Source organism: Leisingera sp. ANG-M6 (assembly GCF_000813905.1).
Lineage (GTDB): Bacteria > Pseudomonadota > Alphaproteobacteria > Rhodobacterales > Rhodobacteraceae > Leisingera.
The window spans coordinates 35717-53202 of sequence record NZ_JWLG01000007.1 but is presented as its reverse complement, the minus strand read 5'-3'; the positions used below and the strand labels follow the sequence as shown (position 1 = coordinate 53202).

Genomic DNA, 17486 nt, shown 5'->3' with positions numbered 1-17486 from the left:
TAGGCAGCCCCATGTTCTGATTTTGAGGGCCGCAGGAAGGCCGCCCTTGCCAGGATTTCCGGGGCGGGCAGCACCGCCCCAAGGGCCCCGGCCCTAGTTCACACCCGGTTTTCCCGGGAACTCTATGTTGATCTCCAGACTCGACAACTCGTCACCGCGCTCCATGCGGATGTCGATCGCCTCGTCGCCGATCTGCATGTGGCGGCGGATCACGTCCAGAATCTCGCGCTGCAATTGCGGCAGGCAGTCAGGGCGGGTGCCGCCGCTGCCGCTGCGCTCATGCGCCAGCAGGATCTGCAACCGTTCCTTGGCGGTGCTGGCCGAGGCCTTGCGGGGGCGGAGGGAAAATCCGAACATTCTTACACCGCCCGCCGGAACAGCCGCTGCAGCAGCCCGCGGCGCGGGTCGGCGGCAATCCGCATCTCGATCTGCTCGCCGATCAGCCGGCCCACCGCATCCTCATAGGCGGCGGCAGCCGCCGAAGGGTCATCCAGCACCACCGGCACGCCGAGGTTGGAGGCGCGCAGCACCGCCTTGCTTTCGGGGATGATCCCCAAGAGCGGCACCGCCAGAACCTCCAGAACGTCCTCCACCGTCATCATCTCGCCGCTGTCGACGCGGGATTTGTCGTGGCGGGTGATCAGCACCTGCGCCTTCACCGGCTCGGCACCGGTCTTGCCGGCCCGGTCGGTGATGCTGTTCAAGAGCCCCAGCACCCGGTCGCTGTCGCGGACCGAGGACACTTCGGGGTTGGTCACCACAATGGCTTCATCGGCGAAATGCATCGCCATCTGGGCGCCGCGCTCGATCCCTGCCGGGCTGTCGCAGATGATATAGTCGAACTCCTTGCGCAGCTCATCCAGAACCTTCTCGACGCCTTCTTTGGTCAGCGCGTCCTTGTCTCGGGTCTGCGAAGTTGGCAGCACCGCCAGGTTCTCCAGCCGCCGGTCGCGGATCAGCGCCTGCTTCAGCTTGGCGTCGCCCTGGATCACGTTGATGAAATCGAACACCACCCGGCGCTCGCAGCCCATGATCATGTCCAGGTTGCGCAAGCCCACGTCGAAATCGATCACCACAGTCTTATGCCCGCGCCGCGCCAGCTCTGCGCCCACCGCCGCCGAGGTTGTGGTCTTGCCGACGCCGCCCTTGCCCGAGGTGACAACGATCACCTTGCCCAGCGGTTCTTCCAATGTCAGGTCCTTGCTCATTACAGTGCCTCCACACACAGCCGGCCATCGCGCAGGAAAACCTGTGCTGCGCGGTTCAATAGCTCCGGCTCCAAATTCTCGTTCGTCCGGTAAAGGCCCGCCACCGCCAGCAGCTCCGCGTCCAGCCGCTGGCAGAAGATGCGGGCGCTCTCATCGCCTTCGGCTCCGGCCATGGCACGGCCCCGAAGCAGGCCGTAGACATGGATATTGCCGCGCGCGATCAGTTCCGCGCCGGAGCTGACGGGGCCAACCACCACCAGATCGCCGCCCTCGGCCACCACCGTCTGGCCGGAACGCACCGGCCGGGTGACCACTACATTTTCCGGCGGGCGCAGTTTCTTGGGGATTTCACGGCGGGTGCCGGGGCCAGTGTTCAGCGGCGCATCCTTGCCGCTGGCCAGCGTGATCAGCCCGGCGTCCTCTGCAGCAGCGGCCTGGGCGGGGGTGGCGTTCTGCACCCCGAACACCGCCAGGTCGCGGCTGCGCAGGCTGTCAGCCAGCGCCCGCAGTTCAGCAGGCCGGTTCAGCCCCGGCGCCTGCGCCAGATCCAGAATCAGCGGTGCACCGTCAAAGAAATGCGGGCTCCAGCGCAGCTGCGCGTCCAAGGCGGCATAAAACGCCTGATCCAGCGGCCCGTCCTCGGGGCGCAGGGCAACAGCAGTAAAATAGCGCCCGCGGATCTGGAACGGCTTCACGCTGGCGGCAGGCGCGCTGCCACGGGGTTTTATGTCTTGATGCGGCACGCTCACGCGATGCTCCTGCTCGGGGATGGGCGGGTTTTGCTGCCGCGCCTTTTTCCCTTGGGTAGCCCTTGCGGGATACGCCGTTCAACCATGGCAGGGCGGGTTCGGCGGACAAGCGCCTGCGCTGTGCCGGAGCGGCGGATTTCCGCAGGCGATCCATCTGCGGTTGAGCAGAAAAGGGTTGCCGTTCCCGCTGCCGCCAGCTGCCGCTGTCCGGGTCTACAGGGCCAGCGGTGAGGACCGGCCCGAGGTCTCCAGCTCCCAGCTGGCGGACCAGTCTGCGCTCCGGCGTTTCAGCACCAGATAGTTGCGCTCCGCTGCATACCGCCCGGCCTGACCGGGGATTCTGCGGATGCGGATCGGGTGGCCGGGCAGGGGCGCATCGCCCAGCCACGAGAGCAGCCCCAGCGCCTTCGCCCAGGCCTTGGGCGGTGCCCGGTGGGAAATGCCGGAGGCCACCAGCTGGTGCAAAACCTTGCCGCCGCCAAGCGCCATCTCGCCCCGTGCGGCCAGGTGGATCTCGCCGGAAATCGCGGTGACCTCATGCCCTTCTTGCGCTGCCATGTCCCGCAGCAGCCGCAGCATCCGCCGCCATGAGGCCCGGTGCGCCCGGCTTTGCCACTGGTCGCGCAGGTCGTCCTCGTATTTCTGCATCCGCGGGATCAGCACCATCAGGAATTCCAGCAGCGACAACCGCGGCCCCAGCAGCGGCACGCTGGACAGGATCAGGCTGCGCCCGGCAAAGCGTTTCTCTGCCGCTGCTTTCATCAACCACCAGCCGCCCCGCGCCATCACCCGCCGCCGGCTGCGTTCGGAGCGCAGATCGGGCGCCAGCAGCCGCAGCCCCGGCGCCTCAACACGCCAGCCCAGGTGGCTGCCTCCGGGATCGGTGAAGCGCGCAGGCAGGTCCCCATCGCAGCAGCCGTGCTGAAACAGCAGCGCCGCCTCCCGTGCAGCGGCAAACAGCGTCTGGCCGACCGGGGAGTAAGTGCGGGAGCGCCGCAAGGACCCCCAGCCATCGCAGATGTCGTGGTCGTCCCACTGCATCAACGATGGCACCCGGGCGGCGATCCAAGCAAACTCCGGTGCGGTGTAGACAGCCAGGTAACGCTGCAGGAAACGCTCGCGCAGGTGGTGCATCAGATCCGCCAGGTCCGCGCGCGCGGGATCGCGGGGAATGCGGTTCGGCCAATCTTGGCTCAAGGGATGGCCGTCTGTCACCTCATCCGCATAGACTTGGTCACCGCCATGCAGCAGCAGCGAGAAGGGGTGTTCCGCATGCTCCGCGCCCATCCGCGCCCACATGGCGTTGCGCTCGGCCCCGTCGCGGTCCAGGTCACCATGCTCCTCGCCGTTGCAGGCGGCATAGGCGATCCGCAGATCGCCGCCAAAACCGCCTGCCAGCTCATAGCGCGTGCCGTTCCACTGGTAGGCGGAAGGGCAGTCCGCCGGCAGGCTGAACCGCGCCCGCAGCACCGTATGGGTGCTGTACTCCGCCAGCGGTGCGGGCTGCGCTTCACCACCGTCCAATTGAACTGGCGGCAGAGCCGCGCCTTTGGGCGCGATGAACAAGGCGGCCAGATGCATCCGGCCATCGCGCAGATCATCAAGGATCAGGATCGGGCCGGTTATTCGGCCTGTTGCCGGGCCTGTTATCGGGCCTGTTGTACGGGTGCTGCTGCTCATGCCGTCACAGCACCTAGGTGCGGGCGGCGGCGCAATCAACCGCTGGCGGCATGACTTTGTGGGGTCGTCCGGGTCTGCGGCAGAATTGCCGGTGGCGCTTCCTGGGCGGGTGTGGTCTGACTGCCCCCATATTGCCCAGCCGCCTCCGGCCCGCCCGAAGGCGCGGATTTTTCAGGAGATTTGACATGCAATGGAGTTTTCTGGCCGCCGCCCTTCTGGCCGCCCTGTGGATGATTGTTCATGCCTTTGTGGGAGGCCGTGAATGCGCCCGTCCCCTGGCGCAGGACCGGCAGCTGCCGGATGTGGTGCGCGAGACCACGCTCTTGTGCTGGCATCTGGTCACCGGCTGCCTGGCACTGATGGCGCTGTTCCTGTTCCTCGGCGCCCGCGGATATGACGGGCTGGCGCTGGCCGGAACTGCAATGGCCGCGATGATGGCGGTGGTTGGCCTGCTTCTGCCGCCGCTGCGCCGGGCGGGTTATGGCCTGCTGCCGCAAGGGTGGCTGTTTGTGCCTGTGGCCGCTCTGGGCGCTTGGGGGCTGGCGGGCGGTTAGCGCCAGGTCAAACACCAGCGCGGCCCTCCCGCCCGTCCAGCGTGCATGCGGCATGCCCGCCGCCCGGTTGGGCCCGGCGCCGGAGCCGCGGCTCCGGCGCGCATCCTGCCCGCAGGGCAGGATGCCATACCCAAGGCTGCAAGGGGGTGCGGCATCAGCCGCAGCACCTGCAGGCGCGGGAGGGCTGCCGGGTTTGGGGAAATGACCTAGCGGCTCAGCTCCCGCATGCCGCGTTCCAGGCCGTCCAGGGTCATCGGCACCATCCGGTTTTCGAAAATCTCACGGATCATGCCGATCGAATGGGTGTAGTCCCAGTATTTCTCCGGCACCGGGTTGATCCACAGGTTCGACGTCCAGGCCTCCCGCGCGCGCTGCAGCCAGACCTGGCCCGCTTCCTCGTTCCAATGCTCATTGGCGCCGCCGGGATAGGCGATCTCGTAAGGCGACATCGAGGCATCGCCGACGAAGATGCATTTGTAATCCGGCCCGTAGGTGCGCAGCACCTCATGGGTCGGGGTCTTCTCGTTCCAGCGGCGCTTGTTATCGCGCCAGACGCCCTCATAGAGGCAATTGTGGAAGTAGTAGTATTCCAGGTGCTTGAACTCGGCGCGGGCGGCAGAGAACAGCTCCTCCACCACCTGGATATGCGGATCCATCGAGCCGCCCACGTCAAGAAACAGCAAGACCTTCACCGCATTGTGCCGCTCAGGCCGGGTTTTCACGTCCAGATAGCCGTGCTCAGCAGTGGAACGGATGGTGCCGTCCAGATCCAGTTCCTCCTGCGCGCCCTCACGCACCCAGCGGCGCAGCCGCTTCAGGGCGACCTTGATGTTGCGGGTGCCCAGTTCCACATCGCCGTCGAGGTTCTTGAACTCGCGCTTGTCCCAGACCTTGACCGCGCGCTGATGGCGGCTCTTGTCCTGGCCGATGCGCACGCCTTCGGGGTTGTACCCATAAGCGCCGAAGGGCGAGGTGCCCGCTGTCCCGATCCACTTGTTGCCGCCCTGATGGCGGCCCTGCTGTTCCTTCAGCCGCTCCTTCAGCGTCTCCATTAGCTTGTCGAAGCCGCCAAGCGCTTCGATCTCGGCCTTTTCCTCCGCGCTCAGATGCTTCTCGGCCATCTTGCGCAGCCATTCCTCGGGAATGTCCACCGCCTCCATCACGGCATCAGCAGGGATCGCCTCCAAGCCTTCAAAGGTGGCGGCAAAGGCGCGGTCGAACTTGTCGATGTTGCGCTCATCCTTCACCATCGCCGCGCGGGCGAGGAAATAGAACGCCTCGATGTCATAGGTGGCCAGCCCCGCCTTCATGCCTTCCAGGAAGGTAAGGTACTCGCGCAGGGAAACCGGAATGGACGCCTTGCGCAGGTTTTCAAAGAAGGGCTGGAACATCGCGGGCCTCTGTCAGCAGTTACGCCAGCACCCGGTGGGTCAGGATGGTTGCCAGCAGCCCCAGAATACCAAAGATAATGGCATAGACAGCCCCGTATTGCAGCATGTCCAGGGTGTTGCCGCCACGTTTGCGGGCCTTCAGGGCGCCAATCAGGCCGCCCAGCAGAACGCCGATGATTACGATCATGGTTCTATCCGTCTGTTGTCTTTCAGGGTCAGTTTCTTGCGGGCCGTATCAGGAGCCGGTGGGGCGCAGCGCGGCGACTTCCTCCAGCCGGGCCTCGACCACCCAGTCCGGGCCAAAGCCGTATCGCGCCCATCCCAGGCTGTCCAGCCTGACCCGGCGCGCTTCCACCTGGCGGCCCTCCAGCTCCAGCGCCTCCGCTTGCAGCATCAGCAGCGTTGACAGCAGGGCAGCGTTTTCATGCGCGGCTGCGGCAGTCACCGCAGGCTTCAGCCGGGCCAAGGCCGAGGCGCCGTTGCCGGTTGCAACGTCATAGGCCGCCAGCTGCACCGCGACCTTGGCTTGGTGGATGCCGGTGCCGGGCAGCTGCTGCAGAAAATCCTGCGCGGTCAGGAAATGCCGCAGTGCCAGCTCCGGCTCGCGGATGTGCAGCATCCGGCCCAGCGTATAGTGGCTCAGCGCCCGGCGGTGGTCGCTCCAGCCCAGGTCGCGGGCGATCTCTGCCGCCCTGTTGGCGGCGCGCAGCCGTTCCCGCAGGGACGCCTGCGGCCCCAGTGCCTGTTCATAAGCTGCGGCCCAGGCCCGCGGCGTGTCCGGCAAACCGGGCGCAGCGGCCCATGCACCGCGCGGGTTCAGCCGGGCCAGGATGGCGGGCAGCCGGGCGGCAACCTGCTCCCGGCTCATGCCGGTTTTCAGCTCCGGCGCATATGTGGCGCGCAGGATCAGCATATCGAACCCGGTCAGCACCGCGTGCATGTTGTCGTCGTTGAACACCGAGTCCGGCAGCCGGTAGAGGTCATTCAGCGGCCCGATCGCCTGGGCGAGCTCCTCATGCAGGCAGTCGCGCACTTCCTGCGGGCTGGTGTCATTCGGAATGAACACCGCCAGCCGGTCCCGCTCGCGCAGCAAGGCCCAGTTGGTGCGCGGGCTGCGCCGGTTGCGCCGGTATTCCGCCAGCGAGGAGACATTGGGCACCACGAAACAGGCCGCTTTGGGCAGCGCCCGGCGGATCTCGTTCCGGGACACCATCTGAATGGTGATGCTGGCCGCCTCGCCAGCGACCCGGCGGATGGGAATTCCGGCTTCAGTGCGCAATCTGGCCAGCAGCGCGTTCAGCTCGCGGGTGAAGCCGGGGGATGGCGTGCCGGTCACGCGCAGGGTGATCTGGGTCTCGAACCGGGTGAACTGGGGCAGGGTGCTGCCGCCCTCCAGCTGGAAATGCAAATCCAGGAAGTCGCGGGCGATTTCCGCGTTGGCGCGCTGCGGAGCTTGCGGCCGGGGGGTGGTGAACACCTTGACCGGCGGCAGCGCCAGCGTCGCGGCAGCGGCGCGGGTCGGGGCCTCGACACGGGGCACGGGGGCCGTGCAGGCGGCAAGGGCAAGCGCTGCCAGAACACCTGCAGCCGCCTTCATAAGGCTGCACCCGCCGCTGCGGGGCTTCGTTTCCGGCTTGATAGTTGCGTCCGCGGGCACTCAGGCGTCTCCTGCTGGCCCGGCTGTCTCAGCCCGGCCCTGTTTCCTCTGATAGGGGAATGCATCAGCAATTTGAAGCGAAACAGGCAGACGCCGGGCAAAGCGCCCGCCGCCTGTGGCATCAGGCCGTGCCCTCAGCGCCGCCCGCGCGCCATAAAGGCCAGGCGTTCGAACAGATGCACGTCCTGCTCGTTCTTCAAGAGCGCCCCGTGCAGCTTGGGCAGGGCATTGGCGCCGTCCCGCGCAATGTCCTCCGGGCTCAGGTCCTCGGCCAGCAGCAGTTTCAGCCAGTCGATCACCTCAGAGGTCGAGGGCTTCTTCTTCAAGCCTTGCGTCTCGCGGATCTCATAGAACTGGGTCAGGGCCGCGGTCAGCAGCGCCTCCTTGATGCCCGGGTGATGCACCTCGACGATTTTCTTCATCGTTTCCGCATCCGGGAAGCGGATGTAGTGGAAGAAGCAGCGGCGCAGGAAGGCGTCGGGCAGCTCTTTCTCGTTGTTGGAGGTGATGATCATGATCGGGCGGTGCTTCGCCTTGATCGTCTCGCCGGTCTCGTAGACGTGGAACTCCATCTTGTCGAGCTCCTGCAAGAGGTCGTTCGGAAACTCGATGTCAGCCTTGTCGATTTCGTCAATCAGCAGCACGACCTTCTCGTCCGCCTCAAACGCTTCCCACAGCTTGCCCTTGCGGATGTAGTTCTTCACGTCATGCACGCGTTCTTCGCCCAGCTGGCTGTCGCGCAGGCGGCTGACGGCATCGTATTCATAGAGACCTTGCTGGGCACGGGTGGTGGACTTCACGTTCCACTCGATCATCCGCAGCCCCAGCGCTTCTGCAACCTGCTTGGCCAGCTCGGTTTTGCCGGTGCCGGGTTCACCCTTGACCAGCAGCGGCCGCTCCAGCGTCACCGCCGCATTTACCGCCACCTTCAGGTCGTCGGTTGCAACATATTCCTTAGTGCCCTGAAATCGCATATCTTTCCCGTCTCAGCCGTGGTTGCCGTCTTGTTATCACGGTTTTAACCAAACAGCGCCACTATTGTGTAGTGACATTCCTGTCCGATAGGGATAAACGCTGCGGCAGAGGGGGATCCAAAGTGTTGAGGTATAGTTTATGACCAGCATGATGGGCCAGACCGAAGGAGCCGAAATGAAGCAAGAAGTGTTTCTGCCGGACGACTACCGACCGGCTGAAGATGAGCCGTTCATGAATGAACGGCAGACTGAATATTTCCGACGCAAGCTATTGGAATGGAAGCAGGACCTGCTGGCGGATACCCGCGACACGATTGAGGGGCTGCAGGACAGCACCCGCAATATTCCCGATGTCGCCGACCGCGCCAGCGAAGAGACCGACCGCGCGCTGGAACTGCGCACCCGCGACCGCCAGCGCAAGCTGGTCGCCAAGATCGACTCGGCCCTGCGCCGCATCGACGAGGGCGAATACGGCTACTGCGAAGTGACCGGCGATCCGATCTCGCTGAAACGCCTGGATGCGCGTCCGATTGCAACCATGAGCCTGGAAGCGCAGGAGCGCCACGAGCGCCGCGAAAAGGTCCACCGCGACGATTAACCGCTGATTTTGGCGGCAAAAACGCGACAAACATTGACGCCGGGGCCTTTTGCTCCGGCGTTTTTTGTTTCATTGGGGGCAGGCGGAGAATCTGCGGGAGCCCCATGGACCTCAAAGGCCTGAAAATAACCGTCATCGGCGCCGGCATCGGCGGCCTGGCTGCAGCGCTGTCGCTGCGCCGCTTCGGGGCGTCCGTCACCGTGCTGGAACAGGCCGAGGCGATCTCCGAGGTGGGCGCAGGCCTGCAGATCACCCCCAATGGCGTGCAGGTGCTGAAGGCGCTGGGGCTGGCGGATGATCTGGCCTGGTGCTCGCAGCGCGCGCGTGCCGTGGTACTGCGCGGCCACCGCCGCGGCAAACAGGTGCTGCGGCTGGATCTGGACGAATACGCCGCCGGGCTGCCTTATTACTTCGTGCACCGCTCCGACCTCATTGGCATCCTGGCCGGTGCCGCCCGGCGCGAGGGCGTGCAGGTGCGGCTGCTGCAAAAGGCAGAGCGCATCGAACCGGGTCCGCAGCCGGCCGTTCACCTGGTGAACGGTGCCCAGTGCGGCGGCGATCTGGTGGTCGGGGCCGACGGGCTGCATTCGAAAACCCGGGTGGCATTGAATGGCGAGCGCAAACCCGCCTTCACCGGCCAGGTCGCCTGGCGCGCCACGGTGCCCAACCACCTGAACCTGCCGCCGGAGGCGCAGGTGTTCATGGGGCCGGGGCGGCACCTGGTGGCTTACCCTTTGCGCGATAGCAGCCTGATGAACCTGGTCGCGGTGCAGGAGCGCCGGGCCTGGGCTGAGGAAGGCTGGAACCTCAAGGACGACCCTGCCAACCTGCGCGCCGCCTTCCGCGGTTTCGGCGGCAATGCTGCGGCGCTCTTGGAGGCGGTGGAGGAGGTGCTGCTGTGGGGGCTGTTCCGCCATCCGGTGGCAGAGCACTGGTTTGGCGAAAACACCGCCATTCTTGGCGACGCCGCGCATCCGACGCTGCCTTTTATGGCGCAAGGCGCCAATCTGGCGCTGGAGGATGCCTGGGTGCTGGCACGTTCCCTGCAAGAGGCAGCGGGGCTGAAATCCGGCCTGATGATGTACCAGGAGCGCCGCCGCGCGCGGGCAGAGAAGGTGGTGCAGGCCGCCAGCAACAACGCCTGGAAATACCATCTGCGCGCGCCGCTCAACTGGCCTGCGCACCAGGTGCTGAAACTGGGCGGCCGCTTTGCCCCGGACCGCATGGTCAGCCAGTTCGACTGGATCTACCGCCACGACGTCACCGCCTGAATCAGGCCGGGGGCTGGGCGGGGGAGGCTCCCGCCCGTCGCGGTTTCATTGAAAATGAACCGCTCCCGTTGGGCGTGGCGCCGCGCTGACGCGCGGCGCGGGTTGTGTTCAGATGTCCAGGTCGACCCAGACCGGAACATGGTCGGACGGCTTTTCGCGGCCCCGCACATCCTTGTCGATCTGGCAGTCCCGCAGCAGGTCAGCGGCCTGCGGCGTGAGCAGGAAATGGTCGATGCGGATGCCGTCGTCGCGGTTCCAGGCGCCGGCCTGGTAATCCCAAAAGGAATAATGCCCCGGCCCCTGGTGCCGCGCCCGGAACGCCTCGGTGAAGCCCAGGTTGACGATCCGCTGAAACGCCGCACGGCTTTCCGGACGGTGCAGAGCGTCCTCGCGCCAGGCCTCCGGGCGCTTGGCGTCCTCGGCCTGCGGGATGATATTGTAGTCCCCGGCCATCAGCGCGGGCATCTCTTCGGCCATCAGCGCCGCGGCGCGGGTCTTCAGCCGCTCCATCCAGGCCAGCTTGTAGGCGTATTTGCCGCCCGCCACCGGGCTGCCGTCTGCCTCCAGCTCCACCGGGTTGCCATTCGGCAGATACAGGCCGCAGATCCGGATCGCCTGCTTGCCCACCACGGTGGCCTCGATCCAGCGCGCCTGTTCGTCGCTGTCGTCGCCGGGCAGGCCGCGGCTCACATCCTCCAGCGGCAGCTTGGACAGGATTGCCACGCCATTGAAGCTCTTCTGGCCGTGGGTTTCGACGTTGTAGCCGCGCTCCTCGAAGATCTCGCGCGGGAAGGCCTCATCCACTGACTTGATTTCCTGCAGCAGCACCACGTCGGGCTGCGCCTCATCCAGCCAGTCCGGCAGTGCCTGCGCCCGGGCCTTGATGCCATTGATGTTAAAAGTGGCGATTTTCATGGCTTGCCTCCGGCGCAGAATTCTTTATTCGGGGCCGATCTATCGCTGAATCAGCGTCCCGGGGCAAGCCCGATGCGCGATTCGCGAATCACCTTTGGCGCTGCGACTCACTGGCGTTTTGCACAGGTGAAAAATACCCCTCAGGTTGAGTTTCTTTATTTTGCAATAATATGCGTGTGAATAACACGGTGAATAACCTGTGGATGAATTGAAATAACTGAAATTGCGCAAAAAATAGCGGGTTGAAGTTAAAGTAAATGAAACTACAAAATACAATGTGAAATTGCATTTTATGTTTGCGCTGCGCGGCGCCCGTGCCAGCGTCAAGGAGCCTTTTGTCCTTAACGAATGGGGTTCCAAAATGACTGCTCAGCGTAAAATCCAGACCATCCACGCAACCCGCCAAGCCACTGGCGCCAGCCTGTTCGAGGGCGATGCAACAGAGATGTTCTCCTCCGGCTCCGCGCCTGAACTCAATGCGGGTCTGTCAGTAGGGGAAGGCGTTTCGCTGTTCTCCTCGGGCTCCATGCCGCAGACGGCAGAGAGCTGGGCAGGCGGGGAAACCGGGCTGTTCTCCAGCGGTTCGGCGCCGTCGGCCTGCAGCGAAACCGCGGCTGGCGATCTGGTGGAGATGTTCTCCTCTGGCTCCGCCCCTGCCGCCCGCGCTGACACCTCAGCGGGGGATTTGGTGCAGATGTTTTCTTCCGGGTCTGCACCCTTAAATCAATCTGAGGTTGCTTCCGGCAATTTGACTGAACTGTTTTCTTCCGGCTCCGCCCCGGCAATGGAAAATGAAACCGCCTCCGGCGATCTGACGGAAATGTTTTCGTCAGGCTCGGCACCTGCGGCGCAGGCCGGAACCGGCGCGGGCGAGGGGGTGGAAATGTTCTCCTCCGGCTCGGCTCCGGCCGCCACGGCTGAGCGCGGCGCGGGCGAGGGGACGCATCTGTTCTCCTCCGGCTCCGCACCGGCGGCTGAGGCCTGCACCAGCGATGGCGACGCAACCCGGCTGTTTTCCTCCGGCAGCTGACCGGACCGGGGCCGGCCTCCCTCCCGGCCCCTGACCATCGGCGGTCCCGTATCCGGGGCCGCCCTTGCCGCGCCGCACACACCCGCAGGAGGTTTCCATGGCCCAGATCATCCCGTTCTTCTCACCTGCTGCCCGCCAGTCCCGGGCGGCTGCGCATGCGGCGCTGATCGGCGGTTTCGCCGCACAGCGGCGCACCCAGGAAGACGTGTTCTGGCTCAAGGAAAACGCCGAGCTGTTGAATATTCTGGAATGCACCAGAGCCGATGTTGCCGCTGAGGCCCTGGCGCCCTTGCAGGGGTTCTACGACGGTGCGGCGCGGCATATCAGTTTCTTCCGCCAGTATTACCGCTTCATCCTGTCGATCTGCTTGGATCTGGAAGACTTGGGTCATCCCGGGGAGACCGGCGCGCAGCTGGCCGCATGGATCCGCGCCGAAGGGCTGGCGCAGGCAGAGCTGTCCGACCTGCAGCGCGCCGAAGCCCGCCGCCTGCTGGCGCGCCGCGGTGAGATCCTGCAGGACGACGGGTTGGACGACCGGCTGCGCGCTTTCATCTCGCGCCCGGAAACCTTTGCCATTCCAAACAAAAAAGCCGCTTACGAGCTGACTCACATCGTCTTTTACCTGTCGGAATACGGCCGCCGCGACCCGCAGCTGCCGCAGGCGGCGCTGACCAGTCTCGAGTTTGCGGGGCTGGTGGCCTTCCTCGACCAGAACGCTGATTTGCTTGCCGAAATCTGCATTGCGTTGCGTTATGCCGGCCAGCAGCCGCCTGCTGCCTGGGAGGGCTGGCTTGACAGGCATGTATCCGCCTTTACTCTATCAGAGCGAGAATTTTCTGGACTTCATGATTCTTATCACGAGTATTTTGTTGTTAACTGGCTCATGATCCTGTCTGGGCGAAAACCCTTCCGGCAGGCGGTTCCCGCGGGGGGCGTGCATGTGTCAGCTGTGCGGGGAGGAAGTATCTTGAGAAGCCTTTCAGAAGCCGTTTTTGAAGCTGGAACCGGCCGTCCGGGCTGGGGCGCGGTCAAGGCGCGGACCGAGGCCATGCTGAACGAGGAAGAACACGGGCTGCTGAGCGCGGCCGAACGCAGCTGCGCCGGCTTTGCCCATTTCTTTGAAGGATTTGCCCGGGCGGGCAGCGCGGGGGCAGCGTGATGGGCTGTTCGCGCAACCAGGCCCTGGGCGGGGCGCTTTTGGTGGTGGCCTATACTGGTCTGATCGCCTCTGCTGACGGGATCACGAAACTTTTGGCGGGCCAGTATGCGGCGGCGCAGCTTTACGCGCTGTCAGGGGCCATGGTGGTCGGATTCTGCCTGCTGGCGGACCGGCTCCCCCGGCTGCGCGGCGGCTTCCGCACCCGCTGCCCGCGGGCGATGGCACTGCGTTCGGTGGCGACGCTGATTGCCGCGGTCTGTTTCTTCTATGCGTTCCGCCTGCTGCCCTTTGCCGAGGTGTTTGTCTTCATCGGGCTAATGCCGCTGCTGGCGGGGGCGATGTCCGGCCTTGTGCTGAAGGAGCCGGTGCGCCCGGCGGCCTGGATTGCGCTGCTGGCTGGCTTTGCCGGGGTACTGTTCCTGCTGCCTCATGGCGGTGACGGCAGCCATTCTGCAACCGGGCATCTGGTGGCCTTCGCGGCGGTGGTGTCCGGCACGTTTTCCATGACCATGGCGCGGTTTATCGGCCGTTACGAAAGCAACGCGCTGGCGCAGGTGTTTTATCCGAACCTGACGCTGTGCGGTGCGATGCTGCTGGCACTGCCCTTTGTCTGGGTGCCGATGCCGATGGCGGATGTTGCTTGGGCGGCGGCCTATGCGTTCCTGCTGTTCGGGGCGCGCTGGCTCCTGGTGGTGGCGCTGCGTCTGCTGGCCTCCTACGCGGTGACGCCGCTGATGAACCTGCAGTTCATCTGGATGGCAGTGATCGGCGCGGTGTTCTTTGGGGAGTTTCCGCCCGCCACAACCTATCTGGGGGGCGCCATCGTGATCGCCTCGGGTCTCTATCTGGTCTGGGATCAGTTCGCCCCTGCGATGCCGCGTTTGCGTGGTGCGGGGCGGTTGCGGACGGATCCGTAACGCTGGAAACCACCTGTTGAGCCCCTTAAGGGGCGAAGCGCCCGCCCCTTGAGCAGGGGGCGGGCGCGGCCTTGCAGGAGCAAGGCTGGGAAATGCTCAGATTTACCGTCACATGGAGAACGAGGTGCCGCAGCCGCAGCTGGAGGTGGCGTTGGGGTTTTCGATGGTAAACCGCGCGCCGATCAATTCCTCGGTGAAGTCGATCACCGCGTTTTCAAGGAACGGCAGGGAAACACTGTCGACGACAACTTTTTCGCCCTGACCTTCGAGCACCAGATCGTCTTCCTTTGCCTCATCCAGAGCAATCTCGTACTGGAAGCCGGAGCAGCCGCCGCCTTCCACCGCGACACGCAGCGCCTGGCCCTGGTCCGCGGCGCCGATCTCGGCCAGCCGGGCAAAGGCGCGGTCTGTGACTTTGGGGGGCAGGTTCATCAGCTTTCTCCACGGGCGTAGGTTGCAGCGCAAAGCTTTATATAGAAAGGTGCAATTCAGGCGGCAAGATTTGTAAGGGAAAAGATTTCATATGCATGCGCCTTATGCCACGATGCCGGACCGCAGCCGCGGGCGGCAGGTGCCGGAGGAGGAGAGCTCCTTTCGTTCCCCCTACCAGCGCGACCGCGACCGGATTATCCACGCCAGCGCCTTCCGCAGGCTGAAGCACAAGACCCAGGTGTTCGTGGAGCATGAGGGCGACAATTACCGCACACGTCTGACCCATTCGATCGAGGTCGGGCAGGTGGGCCGCACCATTGCCGGCGCGCTGGGACTGAACCAGGAGCTGACCGAGGCGGTGGCGCTGGCGCATGACCTGGGACACACGCCGTTCGGCCACACTGGCGAGGATGCGCTGCATGCGCTGATGGCGCCTTATGGCGGCTTTGACCACAATGCCCAGGCGATCCGTATCGTGACCTGCCTGGAGCGCCACTACGCCGAGTTTGACGGCTTGAACCTGACCTGGGAAACCCTTGAAGCGATTGCCAAACACAATGGCCCTGTGGTGGGGGAGCTGCCCTGGGCGCTGGCCGAATGCAATGCCGCCATCGACCTGGAACTGCACACCCATGCCAGCGCCGAGGCGCAGGTGGCGGCGCTGTCCGATGACATCGCATATAACAACCACGACCTGCACGATGCGCTGCGCGCCGGGCTGTTCACCGACGATGATCTGGCGCGGCTGCCGCTCTTGGACAGGGCTTATGGTGCGGTGGACCGGAAATACCCCGGCCTTGATCCCAACCGCCGCCGGCATGAGGCGCTGCGGCGGTTCTTCGGCTTTATGGTTGAAGACGTGATCAGCACGGCCCAGCACTTGCTTGCGGAATCCGGCGTGCAAAGCGTCGAGGAGGTGCGCGGTCTGGGCCACCCGGTGGTGAAATTCTCCGATCCGCTGTGGCGCGACCTGAAGGAGATCCGCGCCTTTCTGTTCACCCGCATGTACCGGGCGCCCTCTGTGATGGAGAAGCGGGCCAAAGTTGCCAAGGTGGTGGAGGCGCTGTTTCCCTATTTTCTGGACAATCCGCAGGACATGCCGGAGCGCTGGCACGCCGAGATCGCAGCTGCACAGGACCGCACCGCGCTGGCGCGGATCGTGTCGGACTATATCGCCGGCATGACCGACCGTTTTGCCCTGCAGCTGCATGAGCGGCTGATCGGAGTGAAGGTCGAGGTGTAAGGGCTTCGGGCTGCTGCCGTTTTGCTGTACTTCAGTCTGCGTGCCTTTCAAGGGGCGGTTAAAGATGGCGGCGCCGCCAACGGGGGCGGAGGGTAGGGCCGGAACGCCAGCGCGCCCCGGGTCCGGTCAAAAGCTTCATCACTCAGACGTCCCTGCACCTTTTGTGGAGGTGGTTTTGGGGATCCTGGTCTCCTGTTCGCACGGGGTGCCAGACCCGCGCCTTGTGCTGCAGCGGGGGTGACTGTCGCATAGTCCGGTTAAGGACCGGAAAGCGGGGCGTGCGGTGCTGACAGTGTTTGCGCAACGCCCTGTGGCGGCTTGTTTGGCAACAGGTGTTCCTGTAATGTTCTCATTAAATTCATGTTAGAGAGGATAGCCGGAATGATTGAGGGAAGCTGCTGCTGCGGCGCTGTCAGGTTTGAATTGCTGGCGCAGCCCGCTTTGATGGGCACTTGCCATTGCTCCCGCTGCCGCAAGGCCGGGGCCAGCACCATCGTCTTTGTGAAAAAGGCCGATTTGCGCTGGATTGCAGGCAAGGAGGAGGTGGCGCTGTATCAGCCTGCGCCGCCCTATAAATACGGCCGCTGCTTCTGCCGGATCTGCGGCAGCTCTCTGGGCGAGATCCTGTCGGAGGAGGAGAGCTTCCCGATCGCAGCAAATGCGCTGGACGGGGTGCTGGAGGTGTCGAACAGCTTTCATGAGTTCGTGGGCGAGAAACCCGGCTGGTATGAAATCTGTGACGGGGCAAAGCAGTCGCAGGGGCATCCGGCCTAGGCATGGCAGCGCAGGGTGGGCGGCTGCCCGCCTTGCGTGCCATGCGGTTTCCCAAATTGGCCGTAAGCCGTGTTATGATCTGGCCCTATGATGCCGCAGTGCATCGGCGGTATCCGCGAGGGGAGGCATAACGAGGGGAAAGCCATGGCACGCTGGACCGTCACATTCACGGACAAGCCCGAAATGGACCGGGTGCGCGGCGACAAGAAGCGGCGCGAGGCGCATATCGCCTTTGTGAGGTCGCGGCCTGAGCTGCAGATCGGCGGCGCGCTGGCGATGCGGCCGATGCAGGATTTCCCCGGCGCGATCTGGAATGTGGAAGCCGAAACCCGCCAGGATGTGGAGCGGCTGATCCTGCAGGACCCGTACTACGTGGCCTCCTTGCGCACGTATAAAATCACCGAATGGGGCACTGCCTCCGCCATCCAGGGGATGTTTTCATGACTGCCGCCCGTGAAGCCCGCAAATCCGCGCCCGCACTGACCCGCTGGGCAGTGCTGTTCCGCGATGCGCCTGCGATGATGGATATCCGGGCGGACAAGGCCCGGCGCGATGCCCATGTGGCCTATGTCGAGGATCATCCGGAACTGCGCATCGGCGGCGGGCTGAAACCGGACATCGACGGCGATTTCTGCGGCGCCCTGTGGATTGTCGAGGCCGAGGACCGGATCGAGGTGGAGCACCTGATCCATGGCGATCCGTTTTACGTGCCCGCCTTCCGCTCCTACGAGATATTCACCTGGGGCAAGATCCTGGAAGACCGCACCGCGGTTCTGTAAGCCGCGCACCGCGGCAGCGGCGCAATTTTCTTCAGTAAGAAAATTGGCCGGAAAATTCGAATTTTCCGGTGCCGCCTGCCTGAGACTCCAGGCTGCTCTTGCAATCCTGTTGACCCTTCCGGCGGCCCCCGGTATCCGCAGTGCTGAACAGTTGG

The 17486-nt window shown here is 64.6% G+C and carries 20 protein-coding genes; 10 read left to right on the top strand and 10 right to left on the bottom strand.

The window, feature by feature from the left end; genetic code table 11:
* Nucleotides 1-93: 93 nt before the first annotated feature.
* The 4 genes from minE to RA24_RS04615 form a co-directional block, all read right to left on the bottom strand.
* On the bottom strand, nt 94-357 hold the full coding sequence (gene minE, locus RA24_RS04630) for a cell division topological specificity factor MinE (RefSeq protein WP_039190186.1): 264 nt from the start codon (nt 355-357) through the stop codon (nt 94-96).
* Nucleotides 358-359: 2 nt separating this feature from the next.
* Nucleotides 360-1208 carry a septum site-determining protein MinD gene (gene minD, locus RA24_RS04625; RefSeq protein WP_039190184.1) on the bottom strand — a complete coding sequence of 283 codons (849 nt, stop codon included), beginning with the start codon at nt 1206-1208 and terminating at the stop codon, nt 360-362.
* Entirely contained in the window at nt 1208-1957 is a 750-nt protein-coding gene (minC, locus tag RA24_RS04620; RefSeq protein WP_019296749.1) for a septum site-determining protein MinC, read from the bottom strand. The genes minD and minC overlap by 1 nt, the downstream gene beginning before the upstream one ends.
* 213 nt (nt 1958-2170) lie before the next feature.
* The gene (locus tag RA24_RS04615; protein WP_052269533.1) at nt 2171-3637 is read right to left on the bottom strand and encodes an alkaline phosphatase D family protein; all 1467 of its coding nucleotides are present in this window, start codon (nt 3635-3637) and stop codon (nt 2171-2173) included.
* Between the two features lie 185 nt (nt 3638-3822).
* On the opposite strand from RA24_RS04615, the gene RA24_RS04610 reads away from it, so the two are divergent.
* Nucleotides 3823-4191 (top strand): hypothetical protein, encoded by a 369-nt coding sequence (locus tag RA24_RS04610; protein ID WP_039170649.1) that lies wholly within the window; start codon nt 3823-3825, stop codon nt 4189-4191.
* Between the two features lie 206 nt (nt 4192-4397).
* Here the strand turns inward: RA24_RS04610 and RA24_RS04605 are convergent, their stop codons facing one another.
* The 4 genes from RA24_RS04605 to RA24_RS04590 form a co-directional block, all read right to left on the bottom strand.
* A complete protein-coding gene (locus tag RA24_RS04605) occupies nt 4398-5582 on the bottom strand; it encodes a vWA domain-containing protein (RefSeq protein WP_019296745.1) in 1185 nt (394 codons plus the stop codon).
* A 19-nt stretch (nt 5583-5601) separates the two neighbouring features.
* Nucleotides 5602-5769 carry a hypothetical protein gene (locus RA24_RS22450; RefSeq protein ID WP_019296744.1) on the bottom strand — a complete coding sequence of 56 codons (168 nt, stop codon included), beginning with the start codon at nt 5767-5769 and terminating at the stop codon, nt 5602-5604.
* Nucleotides 5770-5817: 48 nt separating this feature from the next.
* A complete protein-coding gene (locus tag RA24_RS04595; RefSeq protein WP_039190182.1) occupies nt 5818-7179 on the bottom strand; it encodes a DUF2927 domain-containing protein in 1362 nt (453 codons plus the stop codon).
* Between the two features lie 194 nt (nt 7180-7373).
* Complete coding sequence (locus RA24_RS04590; protein WP_039145572.1) at nt 7374-8213, bottom strand: AAA family ATPase; 840 nt, start codon at nt 8211-8213, stop codon at nt 7374-7376.
* A 175-nt stretch (nt 8214-8388) separates the two neighbouring features.
* On the opposite strand from RA24_RS04590, the gene dksA reads away from it, so the two are divergent.
* Nucleotides 8389-8811 (top strand): RNA polymerase-binding protein DksA, encoded by a 423-nt coding sequence (gene dksA / locus RA24_RS04585; RefSeq protein WP_039146440.1) that lies wholly within the window; start codon nt 8389-8391, stop codon nt 8809-8811.
* A 104-nt stretch (nt 8812-8915) separates the two neighbouring features.
* Entirely contained in the window at nt 8916-10082 is a 1167-nt protein-coding gene (locus RA24_RS04580) for an FAD-dependent monooxygenase (protein WP_039190179.1), read from the top strand.
* 108 nt (nt 10083-10190) lie between these two features.
* On the opposite strand, the gene xth is transcribed toward RA24_RS04580, so the two are convergent.
* On the bottom strand, nt 10191-10997 hold the full coding sequence (xth, locus tag RA24_RS04575) for an exodeoxyribonuclease III (RefSeq protein ID WP_019296739.1): 807 nt from the start codon (nt 10995-10997) through the stop codon (nt 10191-10193).
* 277 nt (nt 10998-11274) lie between these two features.
* On the opposite strand from xth, the gene RA24_RS04570 reads away from it, so the two are divergent.
* From RA24_RS04570 to RA24_RS04560, 3 genes are all read left to right on the top strand, one after another.
* A complete protein-coding gene (locus RA24_RS04570) occupies nt 11275-12027 on the top strand; it encodes a DUF6749 family protein (RefSeq protein ID WP_241480902.1) in 753 nt (250 codons plus the stop codon).
* Between the two features lie 97 nt (nt 12028-12124).
* Nucleotides 12125-13186 carry a DUF6902 family protein gene (locus RA24_RS04565; protein WP_039190174.1) on the top strand — a complete coding sequence of 354 codons (1062 nt, stop codon included), beginning with the start codon at nt 12125-12127 and terminating at the stop codon, nt 13184-13186.
* The gene (locus tag RA24_RS04560; protein ID WP_039190172.1) at nt 13186-14103 is read left to right on the top strand and encodes a DMT family transporter; all 918 of its coding nucleotides are present in this window, start codon (nt 13186-13188) and stop codon (nt 14101-14103) included. Before RA24_RS04565 ends, RA24_RS04560 begins: the two co-directional genes overlap by 1 nt.
* A gap of 108 nt (nt 14104-14211) precedes the next feature.
* Here RA24_RS04560 and RA24_RS04555 read toward each other — a convergent pair whose 3' ends face one another.
* Nucleotides 14212-14535 (bottom strand): HesB/IscA family protein, encoded by a 324-nt coding sequence (locus RA24_RS04555; protein ID WP_039178633.1) that lies wholly within the window; start codon nt 14533-14535, stop codon nt 14212-14214.
* Between the two features lie 91 nt (nt 14536-14626).
* On the opposite strand from RA24_RS04555, the gene RA24_RS04550 reads away from it, so the two are divergent.
* The 4 genes from RA24_RS04550 (at nt 14627) to RA24_RS04535 (ending at nt 17331) form a co-directional block, all read left to right on the top strand.
* Nucleotides 14627-15778, top strand: a complete 1152-nt coding sequence (locus tag RA24_RS04550) for a deoxyguanosinetriphosphate triphosphohydrolase (RefSeq protein ID WP_039170654.1) — start codon at nt 14627-14629, stop codon at nt 15776-15778.
* 381 nt (nt 15779-16159) lie between these two features.
* The gene (locus RA24_RS04545; protein ID WP_039190170.1) at nt 16160-16552 is read left to right on the top strand and encodes a GFA family protein; all 393 of its coding nucleotides are present in this window, start codon (nt 16160-16162) and stop codon (nt 16550-16552) included.
* A 144-nt stretch (nt 16553-16696) separates the two neighbouring features.
* Nucleotides 16697-16996 (top strand): YciI family protein, encoded by a 300-nt coding sequence (locus tag RA24_RS04540; protein ID WP_039190167.1) that lies wholly within the window; start codon nt 16697-16699, stop codon nt 16994-16996.
* A complete protein-coding gene (locus RA24_RS04535) occupies nt 16993-17331 on the top strand; it encodes a YciI family protein (protein WP_019296547.1) in 339 nt (112 codons plus the stop codon). The genes RA24_RS04540 and RA24_RS04535 overlap by 4 nt, the downstream gene beginning before the upstream one ends.
* The last annotated feature ends 155 nt before the right edge of the window (nt 17332-17486 follow it).